Here is a 22,124-nt window from a genome sequence, read left to right on the forward strand (position 1 = left end):
GGTGAAGAACATCCGAAACGATCATGAGGTGGCCCGCGACCTGGCGAGCGAGGCGGGGCAGCTGCTGCTGCGCCTGCGCGCCCGGCACGGCTTCGACGAGCCCGACGTCCTGAGGACCCTGGGCGACCGGACCTCGCACGAGTTCCTGTTCTCCGCCCTGGGGCGGCTGCGCCCCAGCGACGCGGTGCTCTCCGAGGAGGGCGTGGACGATCCGGCCCGGCTGCGCGCCCGCCGGGTGTGGATCATCGACCCGCTGGACGGCACCCGCGAGTTCGCCGAGGCGGGCCGGGTCGACTGGGCGGTGCACGTGGCCCTGTGGGAGAACGGCGAGCTGGTCGCCGGGGCGGTCGCGCTGCCCGCCCAGGGCAGCACCCTGTCGACGGTGGACCCGCCCTGGCTGCCCGAGGAGCGCCCGTCGGGGCAGCGGCTGCGGATCACGGTCAGCCGCTCGCGCCCGCCCGCGTTCGCGCAGCGGATGGCCACCCAGCTGGGCGCTGAGCTGGTCCCGATGGGGTCGGCGGGCGCCAAGATCTGCTCGGTACTGCTGGGCATGGCCGACATCTACGTCCACGCCGGCGGCCAGTACGAGTGGGACACGGCCGCCCCGGTGGCGGTCGCCCAGGCGGCCGGCCTGCACGCCTCCCGGATCGACGGCTCGCCCCTGCGCTACAACGTAGCCGACCCGCTACTCCCCGATGTCCTTGTATGTCGATCGGAATTGTCGGGTATGTTGTTGGCTAGCATCCGCGACGGCGCGGACCTGGACAGCGCCGGTCCGCACGCGGGGGGCTAGCCGAGAGGCCCTCCGCCGTCGTCCGAACCGGTGCCCCCAGCGGTATCTCTAAGGCGGATTCATGGGTCAGGCGAGTCAGCAGGCGCCCGGGCGCTACCAGCTCTCCCAGCTGGACGTCCTCGAGGCCGAGGCGATCTTCATCATGCGCGAGGTGGCCGCGGAGTTCGAGCGGCCGGTGCTGCTCTTCTCCGGCGGCAAGGACTCGATCGTCATGCTCCGCCTCGCGGAGAAGGCCTTCTGGCCGGGCGCCGTCCCCTTCCCGGTCATGCACGTCGACACCGGCCACAACTTCCCCGAGGTCATCGAGTTCCGGGACCGCCGGGTCGAGCAGGCCGGGGTGCGCCTGGTCGTCGCCTCCGTCCAGGAGCAGATCGACGCGGGCAAGGTCGCCGAGCCCACCGGCCGCTGGGCCAGCCGCAACCGCCTCCAGACCGCCGCCCTGCTGGAGGCCATCGAGGAGCACGGGTTCGACGCGGCCTTCGGCGGCGCCCGCCGCGACGAGGAGAAGGCCCGCGCCAAGGAGCGCGTGTTCTCCTTCCGCGACGAGTTCGGCCAGTGGGACCCCAAGAACCAGCGCCCCGAGCTGTGGAGCGTGTTCAACACCCGCATCGACCGGGGCGAGCACATCCGGGTCTTCCCGATCTCCAACTGGACCGAGCTGGACGTGTGGGCCTACATCCGGCGGGAGCGGCTGGAGCTGCCCTCCATCTACTTCGCGCACGAGCGCAGCGTGTTCGAGCGCGACGGCATCCTGCTCGCCGACTCCCCGATCATCGAGCGCGACGACACCGAGGTCCCCTTCACCGAGACCGTGCGCTACCGCACGGTGGGCGACCTGACCTGCACCGGCGCGGTGAAGTCGACCGCCGTGGAGCTCGACGACATCATCGCCGAGATCGCCGCGACCCGGATCACCGAGCGCGGGCAGACCCGGGCCGACGACCGCGCCAGCGAGGCCGCGATGGAGGACCGCAAGCGCGAGGGCTACTTCTAGCCCTCCACCGGCCCCCACGGACGCCCGCGGAGCAGCACGCCCCGCCCGCCCTTCGGACGCATTTCTTCCCACAGAGGACCAGCGAGCATGAGCAACGACATCCTGCGGTTCGCCACGGCGGGCTCCGTGGACGACGGCAAGAGCACCCTGATCGGCCGCCTGCTGTTCGACTCCAAGTCGATCTTCGAGGACCAGCTCGACGCGGTGGAGCGGACCAGCGCCGCGCGCGGCGAGGAGCACACCAACCTGGCGCTGCTCACCGACGGCCTGCGGGCCGAGCGCGAACAGGGCATCACCATCGACGTGGCCTACCGGTACTTCGCCACGCCCAAGCGGACGTTCATCATCGCGGACACCCCCGGGCACATCCAGTACACCCGCAACATGGTCACCGGGGCCTCCACCGCCGACCTGGCGATCATCCTGGTGGACGCGCGCAAGGGCCTCCAGGAGCAGAGCCGCCGGCACGCCTTCCTCACCACGCTGCTCCAGGTCCCGCACCTGGTCCTGGCGGTCAACAAGATGGACCTGGTCGACTACGACCAGGCCCGGTTCGAGGAGATCAAGGCAGAGTTCACCGACTTCGCCGCCAAGCTGGACGCGCGCGACCTCACCTTCGTGCCCATCTCCGCCCTGCACGGCGACAACGTGGTGGAGCGCTCCGAGAACATGCCCTGGTACAGCGGCCCCTCGCTGCTGCACCACCTGGAGAACGTGCACATCGCCTCGGACCGCAACCTCATCGACGCGCGGTTCCCGGTGCAGTACGTGATCCGGCCGCACCGGTCCGACGACCCCGAACTGCACGACTACCGCGGCTACGCGGGCCAGCTCGCCGGGGGAGTGCTCAAGCCGGGGGACGAGGTGGTGCACCTGCCGTCCGGGCTGACCAGCCGGATCGCCAGGATCACCACGGCGGACGGGGACGTCGCCGAGGCGTTCGCGCCGATGTCGGTCACCCTCCTGCTGGAGGACGAGATCGACATCTCCCGGGGCGACATGATCTGCCGCCCCAACAACACGCCCACGGCGTCCCAGGACATCGAGGCGATGGTCTGCTGGATGACGGACGCGCGCAAGCTGACACCGCGCTCCAAGCTCATCGTCAAGCACACCACCCGCACGGCGAAGGTCATGGTGAAGGACCTGCGCTACCGGCTGGACGTCAACACGCTGCACCGCGACGAGCAGGCCGACCACCTGGCGCTCAACGAGATCGGCCGGGTGCGGCTGCGCTCCACCCAGCCGCTGTTCGTCGACGAGTACTCGCGCAATCGGCAGACGGGCGGGTTCATCCTCATCGACGAGGCCACCAACGCCACGGTCGGCGCCGGCATGGTCGTCCGGGCCGACTAGGGCCCGCTCTCCGAACGCACTCCTGTGCCGCCTCACGGTCCTCCGGTGGCCGGGAGGGGACACCCCGGCGAAGCCCGCGGTCGTGGCCCGTCCGGTGAGGGCGGCGGGGGCCGGAGGCCTCCGCCGCCGAGGGACGCCGGCCAGGCGACGGTGCCGCGTCCGCGGTGCCTTCGGAGTGCCTGCGCCGCCCCGTGGCCCTCTGGTGGCACTGGAGGCGCAGGGGCGCGGGTCGCGGGCGCCGATTCACGAACGGGGCCGCCCACGGAGGGTCTCCGGCCGGGGCCTTTCGTGAGGGCTTCGCCCGCGCGCCTTCGGGCCCCCGTGCCGCCTCACGGACCTCTGGCGGCACGGGAGGCGCAGGGGGCGCGGGTCGCGGGCATCGACGCGCGAACGGGGCCGCCCGATGGGCGGCCCCTTCGTCGTGCGCGGGATCGGTGACGGAGAGTGCACGGAGGGTGGGCGGGCTCCTCCGGCTCCGACCCGTTTCATGAATCAATGGCTTCATCATTCGCTTATTTCCTCCATATTTCTCAACGTAAAACCGTGTTCCGGCGCCATCGGTACGCCGTCCCCCTTTCCTCTCCGGGAAAGGACGAAGCCCCACTACACAAGCGTTAAGCGGCATCGCGCTCCGGAGTGGGCGCAGACGGGTGCGGTGCGACGCGCGGTGCCGGATCGGGCTTCCCGGCGAGACGAACGGCGAAAAAAATCCGCTGAACCCTGGCGTAAAGGACAGTCGGTGATTAGGGTTGCACATCGCAGCAAAGGAGCAATCGACTGATCACAGTCGGTTATCACGCGCTGTGGCTCTTACATCCCCATACCCCCACCTAGGAGAAAAAGAGTGCATAAGCACCACCCCCGCCGGGCCGTGATCGGCTTCGTCGCCGCCGGCGCCCTCTCCGTCCCCCTGGCCCTGTCCGGCGCCGTCGCCGCCGGCGCCGACGAGCTGGCCCCCCTCTACACGAGCACCGACGCCGTCTCGGGCGAGTGGTTCGTGGTCCTGGAGGAGACCATGGGCACCGCGTCGGTCACCCCGAGCGCGCTCGGGATCGCGGCGAACGACGTCAACCACACCTACGAGGAGGTCTTCCAGGGGTACTCCGCGACCCTGACCACCGCCGAGGTGCAGGAGCTGCGGGCCCAGGACGGCGTGGCCTACGTCGAGCAGGTCGGCGTCGCCCACACGACCGCCACCTGGGGCCTGGACCGCATCGACCAGGAGGACCTCCCCCTGGACGACTCCTACACCACCACGGCCGACGGCTCCGGCGTCTCCGCCTACATCATCGACACCGGCATCGACCCGGACCACCCCGACTTCGAGGGCCGGGCCTCCTCCGCCTTCGACGCCTACGGCGGCGACGGGTTCGACGGCAACGGCCACGGCACCCACGTCGCGGGCACCATCGGCTCCGCGACCTACGGTGTGGCCCCGGCCGCCGACCTGTTCGGCGTCAAGGTGCTGAGCGACAGCGGCTCGGGCAGCTACGACGACGTCATCGCCGGTATCGACTGGGTGGCCGCCAACGCCCCCGACAACTCCGTCGCCAACCTGTCCCTGGGCGGCCCCGCCTCCCAGGCCGTGGACGACGCCGTCAACGCCCTGGCCGACTCCGGCGTGTTCGTGGCGGTCGCCGCGGGCAACGAGGGCCAGGACGCGAACAACGTCTCCCCGGCCCGCGCCGAGGGCGTCACCACCGTCGGCGCCTCCGACCGCAACGACGCCGCGGCCTACTTCTCCAACCACGGCTCCCCGGTGGACCTGTACGCCCCGGGCGTCGCGATCGAGTCGACCGTTCCGGGCGGCGGCGTCGAGGCCCTCTCCGGCACCTCGATGGCCAGCCCGCACGTGGCCGGCGCGGCCGCGCTGTACAAGAGCGCCAACGGCGACGCCGACCAGGCCACCATCCAGGACTGGCTGGTCGCCAACGGCGGGCAGGACAAGCTGAGCGGCGTCCCCTCGGGCACCGTGAACATCCTGCTCAACGTCCAGGGCCTGTGACCCGGTCCGGGATGTGGAGACCCCGCCCGTCCACACCCCGACCCTGACGCAGGACGAATGATGACGGCCCCGGCCCGGGACGCGAACCCCCGGCCCGGGGCCGTCGCATGCCCGGACGGGGGAATATCCCGCAACGGGAGCGAGTGGTAACGGAAAGTAATAGCCTGGACGGGTGGAAGAGGCATACCGGTTGGTTTTCGTCGGCGGCATGGGCCGTTCCGGATCGACCCTGATCGAGCGGCTGCTGGGCGAGCTGCCCGGGTTCTGCTCGGTCGGCGAGACGGTGCACCTGTGGCGGCGCGGGGTGGTGGAGAACGAGCTCTGCGGGTGCGGGCTGCCGTTCGCCGACTGCGGGTTCTGGGAGGACGTGGGCAGGGAGGCGTTCGGTGGCTGGCAGCGGCTGGACGTGCGGCGCGTGCTGGGCCTCAAGGACCGCGTGGACCGGACCCGTTTCCTGCCCGTCCTGCTCAACGGCTCGGACGAGGGGCCGCTGGCTGAGCGCAGCGTCCGCTACACCGAGCTGTACCACCGGCTCTACACCGCGATCGCCCTGGTCGGCGGCTCGTCGGTGATCGTCGACGCCAGCAAGCACGCCTCCCTGGCCGCCTGTCTGCGCTGGCGGTACGGGGCCCGGATGCGGCTGCTGCACGTGGTGCGCGACCCCCGGGCGGTGGCGCACTCCTGGAGCAAGCGGGTGCCCCGGCCGGACGCCTCGCCCGACAGCAGCGAACCGGAGATGGCCCGCTACTCCGCGGGGCGCTCCGCGGTGCAGTGGATGGCGCAGAACGCCTGCTTCGACGCCCTGGCCCGGCGCGGCATCCCCACGCTGCGGGTGCGCTACGAGGACTTCACGGCCGCGCCGAACGAGGAGTTCGCGCGCATCGCCGAGTTCGCCGGGTACCGGGGGGAGTGCCCGGACCTGGAGGACGGAGTGTCGCTGTCGCGGGGGCACGCCCTGTCGGGCAACCCGATGCGCTTCGCCGCCGGGCCGGTGGGGGTGCGCTCCGACCAGGGGTGGCGTGAGGCCCTGCCGCCGTGGCGGCGGAGGCTGGTGACGGCGATGACGGTACCGGGGCGGCGGCGGTACGGGTACTGATCCCGGGCCGGGGCCGCTGATCTCCGTCCGTTTTGCCTGCTGGGGGTGTTGCGTCCGCCTGTAGTAACATATTGTGTTCATAAGAACACTTTCTGTGCAGACTTCGGGGGGCGGGCGTTGTGGACAGCGGACCGGTACGGGTGATGGCGTCGATGGGGGCCGTGCTGCTCACCCTCACTCTCACCGGAGCGGACGGGGGCGGGCCGACCGGGCAGACCGGGCAGGCGGAGGCGCCCCGGCGCTCGTTCACCGCGCCCATGCTGGGACTGCCCTCCGGGGCCGAGTACCGCTGCACCGTCTCGGAGATCCTCGAACCCAGCTGCGGGGTGTGGTGGGGCGGCAGCCCCCACGAGGGCGACGTCGCCCAGCTGGAGGAGGCCGCCGGGCGCCGGATGGACATCGTGTACACCTGGCGCGGCATCGACCAGGCCCAGGTCCCCGGCGAGCGGGAGCGGCGCCTGGTGGCCGAGGGGCGGTTCGTGCACACCAACATCGAGGCGCGCAGGTTCACGCGGCCCGGGCACCCCGACGTGTCCTACCGGTCCATCCTGGCCGGGGAGTTCGACGGGGTGCTGCGCGACCAGGCGCGCGCGGTGGCCGCGCTGGAGGCGCCCTACTTCCTCACCTTCGACCACGAGGCGGACGCCAACAAGCGCTACAACAAGCGCGGGACGCCGCAGGAGTTCACCCGGGCGTGGCGGCACATCGTCGACCTCTACGAGGAGGAGGGGGCCGACAACGCCATCTGGGTGTGGAACGTGACCGGCTGGCGGGACAACCTCGACCGGCTGCCGGGGCTGTGGCCGGGCAACGAGTACGTCGACTGGATCAGCTGGGAGGCGTACAACATGACCGGCTGCGACCTCATGCCGGGGTGGGACCACGTGGACTCGTTCGAGGACGCGCTGCGGCCGGCGTACGAGTGGATCCAGAACGAGGGCCCGAAGCACGGGATCGACCCGGCCAAGCCGGTGATGATCGGCGAGATGGGGACGACGTTCATCGGGGCGCGGGAGACCCTGGAGTGGTACGCGGACGTGCCGCGCGTGCTGCCCGAGTACGAGCGGATCCGGGCCGTGAAGGTCTGGGACAGCAAGGTGTCGGAGGGGTGCGACTTCCGGCTGGGGGTCAACCGGTACGCGCAGCAGGGGTTCGAGATGGCGGGCCGGGACCCGTACGTGAACATGCCGGACCGGGTGCGGCGGCTGGTGGAGTACGCGCACCGGGACTGACCCGAAAACCCGGTGACACGTTCCGTCCCGCCGTGGTCGAATCCGCTCCATGGGTACGGAACTGTGGAACATCGTGGACGTCGAGGCCACCTGCTGGAGGGGGTCGCCGCCGCCGGGCTCGGCCAACGAGATCATCGAGATCGGGCTGAGCGTCGTCGACGCCGCCACGGGGGAGCGGGTGTCCCGGCACGGGCTGCTGGTCCGGCCCGGGCGGTCCGAGGTGAGCCCGTTCTGCACCGAGCTGACGGGGATCACCCCGGAGATGGTGGAGGGCGCGGTGGACTTCGCCGAGGCCTGCCGTTGGCTGGTCGCCGAGCACCGGTCGGCCGAGCGCCCGTGGGCGAGCTGGGGCGACTACGACCGCAGGCAGTTCGAGCGCCAGTGCGCGATGACCGGGGTCGGCTACCCCTTCGGCGGCCGCCACGTCAACGCCAAGAGGGTCTTCGGCGAGGCCTACGGGATGCGCAAGAGGCCGCCGGGCATGGCGCGGGCACTGGACGCCGCCGGGCTGCCGCTGGAGGGGCGCCACCACCGGGGCGAGGACGACGCGTGGAACATCGCGGCCCTGGTCGCGCACCTGGTGGACCGCGGGGTCTGGCCGGGCGCCGAGGCCGCGGACGCCGGGGACCCGGTGCCCACGGCCTGACCGGCCCGCACCCCGGCCGAAGAAGCCCTCCGCGCGGTGCCCCGCCCGCCGCCGCGGCGCGGGCCGGCGGCGCCCGCGTCACCGGTCCGGCGGGGTTCCCCCGGCCCCGTCCCCGCCCGCCGCGGCCGTGACGACCGAGGCGAACGCGGAGCCGAGGGAGTCCGCGACGGCCTCCGGGTCGCCGAGGTAGCCGTTCACCATCGCCCCGTCCCGCAGGAGCATCAGCTGCCTCGCGGTGGCGTCGACGTCGGCCGCGCGCGCCTCGGCGGCGATGGCGGCGAACTCCCCGAGCATCCATCCGCGGTGCGCGTCGACGGCGGCCCGGACCGGGTCGTCCGGGTCGGAGAACTCCGCCGCCGCGTTGATGAACGCGCACCCGCGGAACCCGGGGCGGCAGCTCGCGTCCCCGATGCCGGCGGCCAGCGCGCGCAGCGATCCCAGCGGGTCGCCCCCGCGGCGCACCTCCCGGAGCCACGCGCGCTCCGCGGCCGCCTGTTCCTCCAGGTAGGCGACCACGAGGTCGCCCTTGGCGCGGAAGTGGCGGTAGAAGGTCACCTTCGTGATGCCCACCTGCTCGATGATGCGGTCGGCACTCGTGGCGCGGATGCCGTGCGCGTAGAACAGCTCGTTCGCGGCGGCGAGGATGCGCGCTCTCGTGGCGGACCCCGACCGGGCGCGCTTCACCGGTCCGGCGGCCTCGGCGTGCATGTCCTGCTCCTGTCTCGACGTGTCCCACTGGTTGCACCAGCACTGCGGACAGTTTAGGGTCGCCAATGTAGACGAACTAGTTACTCTACTTATGGCGCCCGGGGAGGCCCGATGCGCGGAGGCCGTCACCGGCGTCGCGCGCGCGGGCCCGCCGGCCGCACCCGACCCCCGCACCCTCTACGAAGGAGAGACACCATGACCGTGTCCGACACGGCCGCGCCGTCGCGGTTCGACGCCGCGCTGCGCCGCCTGTACCTCGTCCGCTTCGCCTTCGCCGTCGCCTGGGCGGCGGTCCTGTTCCCGGCCTCGGGGAGCGCGGGGCCGCTGCTGACCGCCCTCCTCGTCGTCTACCCGCTCTTCGACGCGGGCGCGGTCCTGTGGCAGCTGCGCACCGGGGACCGGGACCCCGGCGCGCCCCGGGCGGCGGAGTGGACCAACGTGGTGGTCAGCGCCGCCGTGGCCGTCGCCCTGGGCTGGGCGTCGACGGTCTCCACCGCCGCAGTCCTCGCCGTCTGGGGCGTGTGGGCCGTGGGCTCCGGCATCCCCCAGCTCGTCGCCGCCGTCCGCCGACGAGGTGCCGGTGGCCGGGTGCCGCAGATCCTCAGCGGCGGGATCTCGGTCCTGGCCGGGGCCGCCTTCCTGGCCCAGGGACTGCGGGGCTCCGGCGACATCGCCGGGGTCGGCGGCTACGCGGCCGTCGGCGGGGTCTTCTTCCTGGTCTCCGCCGTCCGGCTGGGAGTCCTGCTGCGGAGGAAGGCGTCATGACGGGCGCGGCGGGACCCGGCCGGGGCCGGGACCGCGCGGGGACGACCGCCGCCGTGCGGACCGGACGCGGAGCCGCCGAAGCGGGTACGGGAACAGCGCGGTCTCACCGGAGGCGCAGCGCCGCCGAGTAGTTCCGGCCCTGTTCCCGGACGGACTCCAGCCGCCACGGGGACCGGTGGACGAGCCGTTCGAGTCCGTCGGGGCCGACCAGCAGGTAGTCGAACCAGCCGGTGGCCAGGGTGCCGCTCCGGACCCGCATGCGGATCTGGCCGGGCAGCCGCCCCCGCGCCCGGTTGTGATCGTGGTAGGCGGTGTGCTCGGGGTCGGAGGTGGCCGGGTCCATGCCGGTGCCGATCAGCAGGGCTCCGGGCCGGGCCAGGGCCGCCAGCTGTTCCAGCACCCGCGGGGCGGCCTCTTCGCTCTGGAGGAGACCCAGGTTGTTCCCCAGCAGCAGGAGGGAGTCGAACGCGCCGATCCCGGCGGGCGTCCGAACGCGTCCCCGATCCGGGGTTCAGGGGTGTGCTCCATCGGCTCGGCTTCGCAGCCCTCCCGGCGCGGGCGGGAGGGGGCCGCCGCCCCGGGCCCGGCCGGACCCGGGGCGGCGGCGGGTCACAGACCCTTGCCGCGCAGGTGCAGGGCGCGCATGATCCAGCCCGGCGGGACGCCCAGCACCACCAGGAACGCCAGGAGGGCCCGGGCCTCCGCGGGGCGGGCGCGCAGGGTCGTGCCGATCCAGCGCAGGGCGGCGCGGCGGTGTCCGGCGGCGGCCTCGGCGAAGGCGATCTGCCCGGCGACGCGGGCGTGGCCGCGGGGGACCAGGCGGAACTCCGGGTAGCGCTCCAGCAGCCAGCGCAGCGCGGTGGCGATGGTCTGCCAGCGGCCGGAGAAGTGCGAGCGGCGGTGCCACAGGACGCGCACGCCGGTCTCGGGGATGTTGCGGATGGGCCCGCGGCGGGCCAGGCGCAGCAGCAGCTCGTAGTCCTCGGCGTAGCTGCCGGGGATTTCCTCGCTCACGGTCCCGCAGCCGTCGATCATCGCCCGGCGGCGGATGAGGAACGTCGACGGGTGCAGCTCGGTCAGCCGCGACCCCAGCAGGTCGCCGAAGGTGACACTGGTGCGGTCCAGCGTCCGCACCGCCTCGACCCTGTCGTAGACCACGGTGATGCCGCAGCACACCAGGTCCGTCCCCGGCTCTTGGAGCATGACCCGGACCTGGGCGCGCAGCTTGCCCGGCAGCCAGGTGTCGTCGTCGTCGCAGAACGCCACCAGGTCCGTGTGCGCCGCGAGGACGCCGGTGTTCCGCGCCCCCGCCAGGCCCGGGGTCAGGGTGTTGGTCACCACCCGGACCGGCCGGGTCCCCTCGGCGCGGGCCAGGGAGGGGTCGGGTTGGTCGTTGTCGTAGACCACGATCGTGGTGATGGTGCCGGGGTAGTCCTGCTCGGAGATCGCCCGCAGGGTGCGGCGCAGGAGCTCGGGCCGGTCGCGGGTGGGGACGACGACGGTGACCTCGGGCCAGTCCGTGACCTCCTCGGACTCCGGACGGGGCCGCGGGTCCGGAGTCCGGGCCCCGGGGGCGACCAGGTCGATGAGGGCCCCCGCGCGCAGTGCGGAGCGGACCGCGCCCTCGTCGTCCTGGGGGCCGACGCGGAAGTCGTCCGGGGAGGACAGCGCCTTGTCCAGCAGGGCGTAGAGCTGCTGGGGGCTGGAGCAGGCGCGCACGCGGCCGGCCTCCTCCAGCCGGGACACGAACAGCAGCTGGTGGTCGTCCACGTGCTCGCCCAGCTCCGGGTCGCGCGGCACCACCACCGGCAGGTGCCCCGCCCGGCGCGCCTGCACGATCGTCCCCGGCCCCCCGTGGGTGACCACCACCCGCGCGGCGCGCATCAGCTCCCCTAGGTCGTCCCCCGGCAGGAACGGCGTCCCCGACGCCGCCAGCGGCTGCGCGCTGTGCCCGTGCTGCACCAGGATCCGCAGGTCCCGGTGGGTCCGGGCGTAGTCGTCGATCCAGCGCACGAGCCGGTCGAACGCGTGGTGGTCGGTCCCGATGCTCACCACGATGTCCGGGTGGTCGCTGCCGTCGGGCCGGGGCGCGGGTCGGGTGGTCTGTTCGGTCACAGGAGCGGTCCTACCGTGATGGCGGTCGGCATGAAGGCGCGCTGCTCCTCCCACTGGGCGAGGGACAGCCGCGTGAAGGGACGGCACAGCCGGGCGGTGAGCGTCGGGGTGTCGATCCGGTCGTAGACCTCGATGTAGACGGTCGGGACGCGGCACAGCCGCCCCAGGGCGAAGAACGGCAGGGCCACCCCCGCCCCCGTCGACACCACCACGGCCGGCCGCTCGGTGCGCAGGACGCGGGACGCGAGCCCCGTGTTGCGCAGCAGGTTGCCCGCGTTGCGGGTGGTCGGGTGATACGCCCAGTGAACGCGTTCACCCGCCAGCGCGGACTCGGCGTCCGGGGTCCGGAAGGTCACCCAGGCCCGCTCGCGCCCCTCCCACCAGGGGCGGAGCGCGCACAGCTGGGCGAGGTGCCCTCCGTTGGAGGCCACCAGGAGAACCGGTCGCGAAGACATGGAGTCATCATCCCATAACCGAGAGTATTGGTCGGTCAGTTTCGCAGCCCGAGGAGCCCGCGGCACGCCCACACGGTCGCCAGGTGTCCGAGCACACCCGCGGCCACGGCCGCCGCCGGCGCGGCGACCCCGCCGAACAGGTGCTCCGCCGCCAGGGGCAGCCCCCCGAACCACAGCAGGCACCCTCCCGCCGCCACCAGTACGGGCCGCCCCAGCGGCCGCAGCACCACGTGCCCCCGCAGCTGCCACAGCGGCAGCCCCTTGCGCACCAGCACCGCCGCCACCAGCGCCAGCGCGCCCCCCGTCGCCCCCGCCGCCGGCACCAGCAGCAGGCAGCCCGCCACGCTCACCGCCAGCGCCAGCAGGTTGTTGAACAGGTTCACCCCCGTGCGGCCCGCCATCGTGAGGATGAGGTCGCCCATCCCCAGCAGCGACGCCGCCAGCTGCCCGACGCAGACCACGGCCAGGGCCGTCGCCCCCGCCGCGTACCCCTCGCCGAACACGCCCATCACCTCGGGGGCGAACACCAGCGCCGTCAGGTACAGCGGCCACGTCAGGCACATCAGCCACGAGCTCCCCGCCGCGTACAGCGCGCGCACCCCGTCGTGGTCCCCGGTGGCCAGCTGTTCGGCGAACCGCGGCTGCGCGGCGGACAGCACCGTCTGCGCACCGAACTGCCCGACCACCATCACCCGGGTGGCCGCGGTGAACACCGCGGCCCCCGTCAGGCCGCCCAGCAGCGCCGTCAGCACCACGCCCCCGCGCTGCACCCCCATCTGGGCCACGCCCGCCACCGCCCGCGGCAGCGAGAACGACCAGAACTCGGCCGGCGACACCGGGTCGGGCGCCCGCGCGCCCTCCGCGCCGGACCCGTCCGGCGCCCCCCGCCGCAGGATCCGGCCCAGCCAGAACCACGCCAGCACCGCCGCCGGCAGGTACGGACCCGCCCACGCCAGCGCCAGGACCCCCGCCGACCCCGACAGGGCGATGGCCGCCACCAGGCCCAGCTGCGCCAGCGGCCGGCCCACCTTGTCGAGCACCGCCGTCGCCGTCATCGTGTGGTGCGCCCGGGTCGCCGCCAGCGCCGTGTCCAGCAGCACCGCGAACGGCAGGAACACCGCCAGCAGCCGCAGGTACACCGCCGCGTCGTCGGTCCCCAGGGCGTCCGCCATCGGCCCGGCGAACGCCGCCATCAGCACCGCCGCCGCGCACGCCGCCAGCACGGCCGGGACCGTCGCCAGCCGCACCAGCCGCGGCACCGCCCCCGGGCGGCCCAGCACCCGGAGCCGGGCGATGAAGTACACCAGTCCGTCGGGCGCCCCGACGTTGGCCACCGCCGCCGCGATGAGGAACACCGACGTCGCGGAGAACAGCAGCCCCGCGGCCTCCTGGGTGAACGCCCGCGTGACCGCCACGATCAGGGCCAGGTTCAGCCCGGCCCCCACCACCGCGCCCGCCATGTTCACCAGGCCGCCGCGCAGGACGCGGCGCAGCCCCGGGTCGCTCCGCTCGGCCAGCTCGGTCATGCGCACCACGACGGGGTCCGCCCCCACCACCGGGCCAGCCGCCGGTCGCTCTCGGCGAACCGGGCCGCCAGCTCCGCGCGCAGCCCCGCGGGCATCCCCGTCCGCTCGCGCGCGTTGTGCCGGCCCGGCACCCGGTCCGGTCCCGGCGGCAGCCCCAGGAAGTCCTCGATCAGCCGCAGCTCGCGGGTGGTCCCGTCGAACAGGTCGGCGTAGTCCGCCACGTACATCCGGTCCCGGCCCAGGTGCTTCTCCATCCGCTCCAGCTGGTCCGCGTAGCGGCCGCGGGCGATGTACCCGTGGTGCTGGTGGGAGTGGGAGACGTACGCCGGGTCGGCGGCCAGCTTCTCCTCCTCGCCGGCCAGGCGGGACTCCTCCAGCTCCACCGCCCGCGCGAACGGCTCGGTCTCGTACCCGCGCGCCGTCTCGTGGGCGTGCGCCGAGTAGGCCCGCTCCACCGGGTCGCGCAGGATCACCACCACCCGGACCCACGGCAGGTCGCGGGCGATCCTCTCGGCCGCCAGCGGGTGGAACAGGTAGTAGGGGCTGGACTCGAACGCCCGCACCGGCGGCCGCCCCCGCAGGGACACCCGCAGCGGGAAGTGCGCCCGGTACCAGGACGCCCCGCGGTGGTAGCCGGTGTCGAAGTAGTGCACCCCCTTGCGCAGCACCGGGCCGGTGGCCGCCGGGTTCTGGCACAGGGACTTGTACAGCGACGTCGTCCCGCTGCGCTGCGCTCCGCAGACGAGGAAGTCGGGCAGGGCCCGGGCGGGCGCGGTGACCGCCCCCCAGGCGTCGGCGAGCGGTAGGACCGCCCGCCGGACCGGAGCGGCCAGTCGTCTGGTCAGGGGTGCGGTGCGCCGTGGCATCACGTACCTCGTCGTTTCCGGGATCGGTCGGGTTAGGGACAAGCGCGGGGCGGCGGGCGGCCGGAGCGGCGGCCGCCTCAGCCCCCCGCTCGGGCGGCCTCGTGCGCCGCCCGCTCCTGGAGCCCTTCCAGGGCGGGCAGCAGCCAGTCGTCCACCGCGGCCAGGTGGACGCCCGTCTCGTCCTGGCGGTCGTGCAGGTAGCGGGTGGCCAGGTCGATCAGGTACAGGGACATCACCGTGGAGACGGTGTGCGGGGCCAGTCCGAGCTCGGTCATCAGGGGGTCGCGCAGCAGCCGGGCCCCGCTCTCCAGCCACCGGTGCACGCCGGGGTACACCCCGGCCTGCACGCACTCGTTCAGGTCGTAGTGCAGGGCGTCGAACCCGGCGGGCGCGTCCAGCGACAGCCGTTCCCAGTCCCACACGAACGACCGCCGCGCGGTCCCGGCGATGTTCCACCGGGTCAGGTCGCCGTGCCAGGCCCCGAAGGGCAGCACCACGTCGGGCAGGCCGTACAGCGCCGACATCAGCGGCCCGGCCTCCGGGCGGGCGCCCAGGGCGGCGATCCGCTCCTCCAGGGAGCGCCGGTAGGCGCTCTCCGACAGGCGCCGCCGCCGCACCTCCACCAGCGAGGTGATCTGGGTGACGCAGCGCAGGAGCTGGCGGCGGGTGGGCCGGTCGGTCTGGTCGCCGACCGGCAGGGCCTCCTGCACCAGCAGCGGGCGGCCGTTCCACTCGCCCTGGTACATCAGGCGGGGCACGGTGACGTCGCGCAGCCGGGAGTCGGCGAGCAGGCGCAGCGCCCGCGCCTCGGCGACCACCAGCCGTCCGGTCAGGTCGTTGACGGCGACCTTCGCGTAGCCGATGGTCCGCCCTCCCGGGGTGAGCAGCAGCAGCACGGGCTTGCGGTTGGCCCGCGGCGGCCCCACGTGGATGGCGATGGTCAGCTCGCGGTCCAGCGCGGCGGCCAGCGCGTGCTCGATGCCCGGCCCGGCGCCCACGTACAGGCGGTCGCGCAGCAGCAGCGGGGCGACCCCGGTGGCGAACGCGCCGGTCAGCACCAGCCGGCGCAGCCGCTCCCGCAGGGAGTGCCCCTGCGAGAAGGACGCGATGCCCCGGGTGGCCGCCGACCGGTTGTGCGCGGGCAGGATCACCCGCGGGTCGTAGGCGTTGGGCACCGGCAGGTACTGGTTGCCGCGGCCCCGGCCGCGCGCGGTGCCGTCGCCGTGGCCGAGCAGCCCGCCGCACGGCCACAGCACGGCCGCGAGGTCGGTCAGATAGGTCGTCTCACCGTTCATCGGGACCCCCGCCCGTGCGCGCGGTCCCGCGGCGGAGCAGGGGCTCCTCGTCCCGCCACAGCAGGGCGACGGCCACCATGGTCACGGCCAGCGGAGACATGAGCGCGACGTAGAAGAACATGTACCAGAACAGCAGCAGCACGGTGAGCAGGGCGGCCTGGCCCGCGACCGTCACCGCGGACCGGTACCGCCAGGCCACCGCTGCGAAGAAGCCGAGGAACAGGGCCGTGCCCACCCAGCCGCTCGCGATCAGCGTCATCCACAGCTGGCCCGCGTTGCCGATCACGTGCTGCCCGCAGCCGGGGCAGTCGTGCGAGGGGCCGATCGCGATGGAGTCGGAGCTGCCCAGGGTCTCCCGGGTGGTGCCCCAGCCCAGCACGGGGGACAGGTCGGCCGCGGCCACCGAGGCCGCGTTCGTCGCGGCACGGCCGTCGTCGCTGTGCGGGGCGTCGGCCCGCGCCCGCACCACGTCGGCCAGGGGCGACAGCGCCAGCACCCCCAGGGCCAGCACCGCCACCAGCGCGCAGGCCGCCACCGGCAGCACCCGGCCCCGGCGCAGCGCGACGAACCCGGCGTAGAGCAGCGACAGCGCCAGCCCCGCCCACAGCGCCCGGTTGAGCGAGTACACGATCGGCACCACCGAGAGCACCACGGCCGCGGGCAGCGTCCAGCGCGCCCACAGCGGTGTGCTCCGGCGGTCGATCAGGAGCACCGCGGACCACACCAGCAGCAGGGAGATCATGTACCCCCACACGTTGGTGTACTCCCACGGCGCCTTGGGGCGCGCCGAGTCGTAGCCGAAGATGTCCATGACCTGGGCGGACGCCGGATGGATCAGGGTCCGCATGAAGGGGTCGGAGGCCAGCCCGCCGGGCAGCAGGAGCTCCAGCGGGGCGGTGAACTCGAACCGGGGCGCCAGCATCCCCAGGTACCCGCCCGCGATCGTGGTCAGGCCCAGGGCGCCGAGCGCCGCCACCACCGCGCGGGTGGGCAGCTCGCGCTCGGTGAGGTTGCCGACGTACAGCAGCAGCACCGTCAGCACCGCGTAGTTGGCCACCCGCAGCACGGCCCCGCCGTAGCCGCCGCTGCCCGGGACCGCGCCCGGCATGTCCAGCGGCACCAGGGCCAGGCCCAGCACCGACCACACCAGGAACAGCGCCCACAGCCAGAACGCCGGGGGGACGCGCAGGCCGACGGTCCGGTGGCGGCGCACCAGTTCCAGGGCCATCGGGACGGCGAACACCCAGTAGGCGAACTGGCCCAGGCCCAGCGCCCACCACAGCGGGTACCCGGCCAGCAGCCACAGCAGCGGGCGCCCGGTCACGGCCCGCGGCCCCCGGGCGAGGGTGGCGGGCACGACCGTGCGGGGTTCGGCCGCGGGGTGGACGCGGGCCATCAGCGCCGGGCCCCGGCGGAGTCGGCGGGCACGACCACGGTCTCCTCGTCCTCGGACTCCTCCTCCGGAGCCTCGGGGTCGGGGGCCGCGGGGGTCTCGCTCACCCGGACGATCCCGGACGCGGACCGTTCGGTGCCGTCCCGGCCGGCGGCCGGGGCCCCGGCCGCGGGGGCCGCCTCGGGCGGCGGGCCCGGCAGCGGCTGGCGGGGCAGCACGATCACGCCCGGGGCGTCCACGGAGAAGCGTTCGGCGGCGGCCGTCAGCTCGGCCAGCTCGGCGCGCGGGGTGCGGTCCAGCTCGACGACGGGCAGCAGGAGGTCGGCGGCCCCGGCCACGGCGTGGACGTCGGCGCGCTCGCTCGGCGGCGGGACCGCGACCACCACGTGCTCGGCCTGCTCCCGCAGCAGCCCCAGCAGGTCCGCCATCGCGGTGTCCTGCACCGGCGCGGCCGCCCCCGGCCGCCCGTGCCGCAGCACCCGCAGCCGCGGCGCGGCCTCGGGGCGCACCTCCAGCCCGGCCGGGTCCTCGCCGTCCACCAGCGCCTCGGCCAGACCGGGGCCCTCGGGCAGGCCGAGCAGCTCGCCCACGGTGTCCGACCGCGGGTCGGCGCACACCAGCAGCGTCTCCGAACCCGTCCGGGCCAGGGCCGCCGCGACGTTCACGGCCGCGGCGGTGCCGGCCCGGCCGGGCGTGGTGGCGGCGACCACGAGCACACGGCCCGCGCGCGGGCCCTCCCCGCCCGCGGCCGGGGTCCGGCCGGCGTCCCCGGCGGAGCGGGCGCGGATCAGGTGGACCAGCGACTGGACCCGCTGGCCCCCGGCGCGGTCCTCGCCCAGCAGCCCGGGGGTGCGCCCGCCCCGCTCGGGGCGGCACGCGGACAGGTCGAGCAGGACCGGCAGGCCGCCCAGGCGCTCGGTCTCCTCGACGTCGTGCAGGCGGCGGTCGGTGCGGTCGCGGAGCACGGCGGCGCCCAGCCCGGCCAGCAGGCCCAGGGCGGTGCCCGCGGCCAGCCACAGCGGCGGGTTGGGGGAGGAGGCGCGCTCGGGCAGGTCCGCCGGGATGATGGTCCGCCCGGGCTCGACGGTCTCGCGCAGCGCGGCCAGCGGGGCGACGCTGCCGCTCACGGAGGTGATGTCCTGGCGCACCGCCTCGGCGCGGGGGTCGGCGGCCCCCGACGCCCCGATCACCCGGCCCAGCTCCTCCTCCAGGCGTTCGCGCTCGCCGCCCAGCGCCTCCAGGTGGGCGCCGATGAGGCCGTCCACCCGCTCCGCCCGCCGGTCGAGGTAGGCCTCGGAGTAGGCGGCGGCACCGGCGCGGGCGGCCTCGGGGGAGCCCGCGGTGTAGTGGATCTCCAGCACGTTGCTGTTGGGGGGGACGGTGACGTCGACGTTCTCGCGCAGGCCGTCGGCGGTGGCGGGGGAGCCGGTGGCCTCGGCGACCAGCGCGGCGGCCGCGGCGGACACCTCCTCCGAGCGCAGGACCTGCGCCTCCGTGTCGAGGTTCACATCGCCCGCCAGGCGGCCGGACTTCTCCCCGGTGAACTCCGCCATCCCGGTCGGCAGCACCTGGACGGCGGCCGTGGAGGTGTAGGAGGCGGGGACCGCGAGCACGCCGGCCAGAGCCAGGGCCGCACCGCCCGCCACCCCGGCGGCCACCATCCGCCAGCGGCGGCGGAGCAGGGCGGTGTACTCCTTCAGTTCCGGTCCGGGGGATCCGGGGACGACGGTGTCCATCGAGACCTTTCCGTGTCTACCTGACAGCACTTTTAGTGAACGATTGGATACTAAGTGTAATCCCTTGGGTCGTGCGCGCAGGTTGGGGAAAGGTCCGTTTCCCCAGGGAAAAGCGACCGGAAAGAACGCCGGAGGGGGCGGCGGGCCCCAGCCCGCCGCCCCCTCCGGGACGTTCGGTACCGCCGTACCGCTATGCCGCGCTCAGGCGCCGGTCACCCACGAGGGCAGCTCGGTGCCGGAGATCCACTCCTCCTCGCACGCCTTCTGGGTGGACACCGTGTGCGCCCGCGCCGAGCAGTCCCGGTACTGGATCAGCTGCTCGTTGAAGACCACCGAGACCGCGATCATCGCGACGGACACCACGATCCCCGCCACGCCCACCGCCACGCTCGCCAGCGCCATCGGGGCCTCGGAGCTGTTGCGCCGGGCGGCCCGCCGCGCCTGGATGCCCTGGACCAGGCCGAACGCGGACAGCACCCCGCCGTAGGGCGGCAGGAACAACCCGGCCACCCCGAAGAACAGGCCCCACAGCCCGCCGCGCTCGACGCGGGGGCGGTCGTCCTCGGAACGCGGCTCCGGGCGATTGTCGGTCAAGGTTCCACTCCATTCGAGCGGCACCCCCGGCGGGGGCCCGCGTCACACTGCGCCTTGAAGCGGAGGCTACCGGCCGCCGACGACTTCCGGACCGGTCGGGGCCGGTCGGAGGTCCGCGTCACACGCCGCCCCCAAGGTCACCTCTCGTGGGTCCGACGCTACCCGGCCCGATAGGGTGGTCCTGCGGACGGGCCCTCGCACGGCCCAGGCCCGGGATCTGTACCGGGTGTACGCGTTTTCCGGATGCTGCGCCGTCCCCCGGTGCCCCCGGAGTACGGGAGAGGACTCCCGCACCGTTCTCTAGTACATGGGAGAAGCATTGTCCGCGCGAGTGGTGGTACTCATATCGGGCACGGGCAGCAACATGGCCGCCCTCCTGGACGCGGCGAAGGACCCGGCCTACGGGGCCGGGATCGTCGCCGTCGGGGCCGACCGCGAGGGGACCCGGGGCATCGCACTGGCCCGCGAGGCCGGCGTGCCCGTGTTCACCGTCCCCTTCCGCGACTACACCGACCGCGCCCGCTGGAACGCCGACCTCGCCGAACGCATCGGGGAGCACGCCCCCGACCTGGTCGTCTCCGCCGGATTCATGCGCATCCTCGGGCCCGAGGTCGTCGGCCGCTACACCGCCGTGAACATCCACCCGGCGCTCCTCCCCTCCTTCCCCGGCGCTCACGCGGTGCGTGACGCGCTCGCCCACGGTGTCCGAGTCACCGGCACCACCATCCACTTCCTCGACGAGGGCGTCGACTCCGGGCCGATCATCGACCAGGTGGCGGTCCCCGTCGAGGACGACGATGACGAGTCCAGCCTCCACGAGCGCATCAAGGCCGTGGAGCGGCGCATGCTGGTCGACACGGTCGGCCGCCTGTCCCGCGAGGGCTGGACCATCGACGGCAGGAAGGTGCGGTTCGGCCGGGCCGACCGCACCGAGCAGAGCGTCGCGGAGGCGACCGAACCGAAGGAGGACCGGTGACCCAGCAGGCCATCCGGCGTGCGTTGATCAGCGTGTACGACAAGACCGGCCTGGAGGGGCTGGGCGCGGGCCTGGCCGCGGCCGGGGTGGAGATCGTCTCCACCGGCTCCACCGCGGCGCGGCTGCGCGACGCGGGCGTCCCGGTCACCCGGGTCGAGGACGTCACCGGCTTCCCCGAGATCATGGGCGGCCGCGTCAAGACCCTCCATCCGTCCGTGCACGCCGGGCTCCTCGCCGACCAGAACAACCCCGACCACGTGTCCCAGATCCAGGAGCTGGGCATCGCCCCCTTCGACCTGGTCGTGGTCAACCTGTACCCGTTCCGCGAGACCGTCGCCTCGGGCGCCTCCGAGGCGGAGTGCGTCGAGCAGATCGACATCGGCGGCCCCGCGATGGTGCGCGCCTCCGCCAAGAACCACTCCAGCGTCGCGGTCGTCGTCGACCCCGCGTCCTACGGCTCCGTCCTGGAGGCGGCACGCGGCGGCGGGTTCACCCTGGAGCAGCGCAAGCGCCTGGCCGGGCTCGCGTTCCAGCACACCGCCGCCTACGACGCGGCCGTCGCCGGGTGGTTCTCCGACACCTACGCCCCCGACGCCGAGGCCGCCCAGACCTCCTGGCCGGACTTCCGGGCCGCCGTCCACACCCGCAAGGCCGTCCTGCGCTACGGCGAGAACCCGCACCAGGACGCCGCCCTGTACGTCCCGGCGGGCGTGCCCGCGCACGGCCTGGCCGGCGCCGAGCAGCTGCACGGCAAGGCCATGTCCTTCAACAACTACGTGGACACCGACGCCGCCGTGCGCGCCGCCCACGACTTCGACGACCCCTGCGTCGCCATCATCAAGCACGCCAACCCGTGCGGCATCGCCGTGGGCGCCGACAACGCCGAGGCCCACCGCAAGGCGCACGCCGCCGACCCGGTGTCGGCGTTCGGCGGCGTCATCGCCACCAACCGCCCGGTCGGCGAGGAGCTGGCCGCCCAGATCTCGGAGATCTTCACCGAGGTCGTGGCCGCCCCCGGGTTCGAGCCCGCCGCCCTGGACATCCTCACCCGCAAGAAGAACATCCGCCTGCTCAAGGTCGGGGCGGCCGCCGGCCCCGCGGTGGAGACCCGGCAGATCAGCGGCGGCCTGCTCGCCCAGTCGGTCGACCGCATCGACGCCCCGGGGGACGACCCGGCGAACTGGACCCTGGCCACCGGCGACCCCGCCGACGAGGCGACCCTGGCCGACCTGGTCTTCGCCTGGCGCGCGGTGCGCGCGGTCAAGTCCAACGCCATCCTGCTCGCCACCGACGGCGCCACCGTCGGCGTCGGCATGGGCCAGGTCAACCGGGTCGACTCCGCGCGCCTGGCGGTGTCCCGGGCCGGGGACCGGGTGGCGGGGTCGGTCGCGGCCAGCGACGCGTTCTTCCCCTTCCCCGACGGCCTGGAGATCCTCACCGGGGCCGGGGTGCGCGCGGTCGTGCAGCCCGGCGGCTCGGTCCGCGACGAGGAGGTCGTCGCGGCGGCCAAGGCGGCCGGGGTCACCATGTACCTGACCGGCACCCGGCACTTCTTCCACTAGGAGACCCAGGC

20 protein-coding genes are annotated in these 22,124 nt (G+C 74.0%); 10 read left to right on the forward strand and 10 right to left on the reverse strand.

Translation table 11 applies throughout. From position 1 onward, the window contains the following. Position 1: 1 nt before the first annotated feature. The 7 genes from KGD84_RS04650 to KGD84_RS04680 all read left to right on the forward strand — a co-directional run bounded on the left by KGD84_RS04650 (position 2) and on the right by KGD84_RS04680 (position 8,122). Complete coding sequence (locus KGD84_RS04650) at positions 2-793, forward strand: 3'(2'),5'-bisphosphate nucleotidase CysQ (protein WP_220564868.1); 792 nt, start codon at positions 2-4, stop codon at positions 791-793. Between the two features lie 61 nt (positions 794-854). Then, a complete protein-coding gene (cysD, locus tag KGD84_RS04655) occupies positions 855-1,787 on the forward strand; it encodes a sulfate adenylyltransferase subunit CysD (RefSeq protein WP_220564869.1) in 933 nt (310 codons plus the stop codon). Positions 1,788-1,874: 87 nt separating this feature from the next. Beyond that, positions 1,875-3,143 (forward strand): sulfate adenylyltransferase subunit CysN, encoded by a 1,269-nt coding sequence (gene cysN / locus KGD84_RS04660; RefSeq protein WP_220564870.1) that lies wholly within the window; start codon positions 1,875-1,877, stop codon positions 3,141-3,143. A gap of 844 nt (positions 3,144-3,987) precedes the next feature. Next, entirely contained in the window at positions 3,988-5,148 is a 1,161-nt protein-coding gene (locus tag KGD84_RS04665; protein WP_220564871.1) for a S8 family peptidase, read from the forward strand. A 208-nt stretch (positions 5,149-5,356) separates the two neighbouring features. Beyond that, the gene (locus tag KGD84_RS04670; protein WP_220565535.1) at positions 5,357-6,244 is read left to right on the forward strand and encodes a sulfotransferase family protein; all 888 of its coding nucleotides are present in this window, start codon (positions 5,357-5,359) and stop codon (positions 6,242-6,244) included. 119 nt (positions 6,245-6,363) lie between these two features. Further along, positions 6,364-7,476 carry a glycoside hydrolase family 26 protein gene (locus KGD84_RS04675; RefSeq protein ID WP_255647047.1) on the forward strand — a complete coding sequence of 371 codons (1,113 nt, stop codon included), beginning with the start codon at positions 6,364-6,366 and terminating at the stop codon, positions 7,474-7,476. Between the two features lie 49 nt (positions 7,477-7,525). Then, a complete protein-coding gene (locus tag KGD84_RS04680; RefSeq protein ID WP_220564872.1) occupies positions 7,526-8,122 on the forward strand; it encodes a 3'-5' exonuclease in 597 nt (198 codons plus the stop codon). Between the two features lie 78 nt (positions 8,123-8,200). Here the strand turns inward: KGD84_RS04680 and KGD84_RS04685 are convergent, their stop codons facing one another. Further along, positions 8,201-8,830 carry a TetR/AcrR family transcriptional regulator gene (locus KGD84_RS04685; RefSeq protein WP_220564873.1) on the reverse strand — a complete coding sequence of 210 codons (630 nt, stop codon included), beginning with the start codon at positions 8,828-8,830 and terminating at the stop codon, positions 8,201-8,203. 195 nt (positions 8,831-9,025) lie between these two features. On the opposite strand from KGD84_RS04685, the gene KGD84_RS04690 reads away from it, so the two are divergent. After that, positions 9,026-9,595 (forward strand): DUF308 domain-containing protein, encoded by a 570-nt coding sequence (locus tag KGD84_RS04690; protein ID WP_220564874.1) that lies wholly within the window; start codon positions 9,026-9,028, stop codon positions 9,593-9,595. Positions 9,596-9,698: 103 nt separating this feature from the next. Here the strand turns inward: KGD84_RS04690 and KGD84_RS04695 are convergent, their stop codons facing one another. From KGD84_RS04695 to KGD84_RS04735, 9 genes are all read right to left on the reverse strand, one after another. After that, complete coding sequence (locus KGD84_RS04695) at positions 9,699-9,995, reverse strand: hypothetical protein (RefSeq protein WP_220564875.1); 297 nt, start codon at positions 9,993-9,995, stop codon at positions 9,699-9,701. 209 nt (positions 9,996-10,204) lie between these two features. Beyond that, entirely contained in the window at positions 10,205-11,710 is a 1,506-nt protein-coding gene (locus tag KGD84_RS04700) for a glycosyltransferase (RefSeq protein ID WP_220564876.1), read from the reverse strand. Then, complete coding sequence (locus KGD84_RS04705) at positions 11,707-12,165, reverse strand: glycosyltransferase family 28 protein (protein WP_220564877.1); 459 nt, start codon at positions 12,163-12,165, stop codon at positions 11,707-11,709. Before KGD84_RS04705 ends, KGD84_RS04700 begins: the two co-directional genes overlap by 4 nt. A gap of 35 nt (positions 12,166-12,200) precedes the next feature. Further along, positions 12,201-13,691 (reverse strand): lipopolysaccharide biosynthesis protein, encoded by a 1,491-nt coding sequence (locus tag KGD84_RS04710; RefSeq protein ID WP_255647174.1) that lies wholly within the window; start codon positions 13,689-13,691, stop codon positions 12,201-12,203. Next, on the reverse strand, positions 13,688-14,557 hold the full coding sequence (locus tag KGD84_RS04715; protein WP_220564878.1) for a sulfotransferase domain-containing protein: 870 nt from the start codon (positions 14,555-14,557) through the stop codon (positions 13,688-13,690). The genes KGD84_RS04710 and KGD84_RS04715 overlap by 4 nt, the downstream gene beginning before the upstream one ends. A gap of 77 nt (positions 14,558-14,634) precedes the next feature. Then, a complete protein-coding gene (locus tag KGD84_RS04720) occupies positions 14,635-15,852 on the reverse strand; it encodes an aminoglycoside phosphotransferase (RefSeq protein ID WP_220564879.1) in 1,218 nt (405 codons plus the stop codon). Continuing rightward, positions 15,842-17,248 (reverse strand): ligase, encoded by a 1,407-nt coding sequence (locus KGD84_RS04725; RefSeq protein WP_255647048.1) that lies wholly within the window; start codon positions 17,246-17,248, stop codon positions 15,842-15,844. Before KGD84_RS04725 ends, KGD84_RS04720 begins: the two co-directional genes overlap by 11 nt. Next, a complete protein-coding gene (locus tag KGD84_RS04730; RefSeq protein ID WP_220564880.1) occupies positions 17,248-18,981 on the reverse strand; it encodes a chain length determinant family protein in 1,734 nt (577 codons plus the stop codon). The genes KGD84_RS04725 and KGD84_RS04730 overlap by 1 nt, the downstream gene beginning before the upstream one ends. Before the next feature lie 201 nt (positions 18,982-19,182). After that, complete coding sequence (locus KGD84_RS04735; protein WP_220564881.1) at positions 19,183-19,575, reverse strand: DUF4190 domain-containing protein; 393 nt, start codon at positions 19,573-19,575, stop codon at positions 19,183-19,185. A gap of 331 nt (positions 19,576-19,906) precedes the next feature. Between KGD84_RS04735 and purN the strand changes: the two genes are divergently transcribed. Continuing rightward, positions 19,907-20,551 (forward strand): phosphoribosylglycinamide formyltransferase, encoded by a 645-nt coding sequence (gene purN, locus KGD84_RS04740; RefSeq protein WP_220564882.1) that lies wholly within the window; start codon positions 19,907-19,909, stop codon positions 20,549-20,551. Continuing rightward, positions 20,548-22,113, forward strand: coding sequence for a bifunctional phosphoribosylaminoimidazolecarboxamide formyltransferase/IMP cyclohydrolase (gene purH, locus KGD84_RS04745; protein WP_220564883.1), 1,566 nt, complete (start codon positions 20,548-20,550; stop codon positions 22,111-22,113). The genes purN and purH overlap by 4 nt, the downstream gene beginning before the upstream one ends. Positions 22,114-22,124 lie beyond the last annotated feature (11 nt).

Source organism: Nocardiopsis changdeensis (genome assembly GCF_018316655.1).
GTDB classification, from domain to species: Bacteria; Actinomycetota; Actinomycetes; order Streptosporangiales; family Streptosporangiaceae; genus Nocardiopsis; species Nocardiopsis changdeensis.

Coding starts and splice junctions, on each gene's coding strand:
- cysD (WP_220564869.1), top strand. CDS start 855: ATGGGTCAGGCGAGTCAGCAGGCGCCCGGGCGCTACCAGCTCTCCCAG.
- cysN (WP_220564870.1), top strand. CDS start 1,875: ATGAGCAACGACATCCTGCGGTTCGCCACGGCGGGCTCCGTGGACGAC.
- KGD84_RS04670 (WP_220565535.1), top strand. CDS start 5,357: ATGGGCCGTTCCGGATCGACCCTGATCGAGCGGCTGCTGGGCGAGCTG.
- KGD84_RS04680 (WP_220564872.1), top strand. CDS start 7,526: ATGGGTACGGAACTGTGGAACATCGTGGACGTCGAGGCCACCTGCTGG.
- KGD84_RS04685 (WP_220564873.1), bottom strand. CDS start 8,830: ATGCACGCCGAGGCCGCCGGACCGGTGAAGCGCGCCCGGTCGGGGTCC.
- KGD84_RS04690 (WP_220564874.1), top strand. CDS start 9,026: ATGACCGTGTCCGACACGGCCGCGCCGTCGCGGTTCGACGCCGCGCTG.
- KGD84_RS04705 (WP_220564877.1), bottom strand. CDS start 12,165: ATGTCTTCGCGACCGGTTCTCCTGGTGGCCTCCAACGGAGGGCACCTC.
- KGD84_RS04710 (WP_255647174.1), bottom strand. CDS start 13,691: ATGACCGAGCTGGCCGAGCGGAGCGACCCGGGGCTGCGCCGCGTCCTG.
- KGD84_RS04715 (WP_220564878.1), bottom strand. CDS start 14,557: ATGCCACGGCGCACCGCACCCCTGACCAGACGACTGGCCGCTCCGGTC.
- KGD84_RS04720 (WP_220564879.1), bottom strand. CDS start 15,852: ATGAACGGTGAGACGACCTATCTGACCGACCTCGCGGCCGTGCTGTGG.
- KGD84_RS04725 (WP_255647048.1), bottom strand. CDS start 17,248: ATGGCCCGCGTCCACCCCGCGGCCGAACCCCGCACGGTCGTGCCCGCC.
- KGD84_RS04730 (WP_220564880.1), bottom strand. CDS start 18,981: ATGGACACCGTCGTCCCCGGATCCCCCGGACCGGAACTGAAGGAGTAC.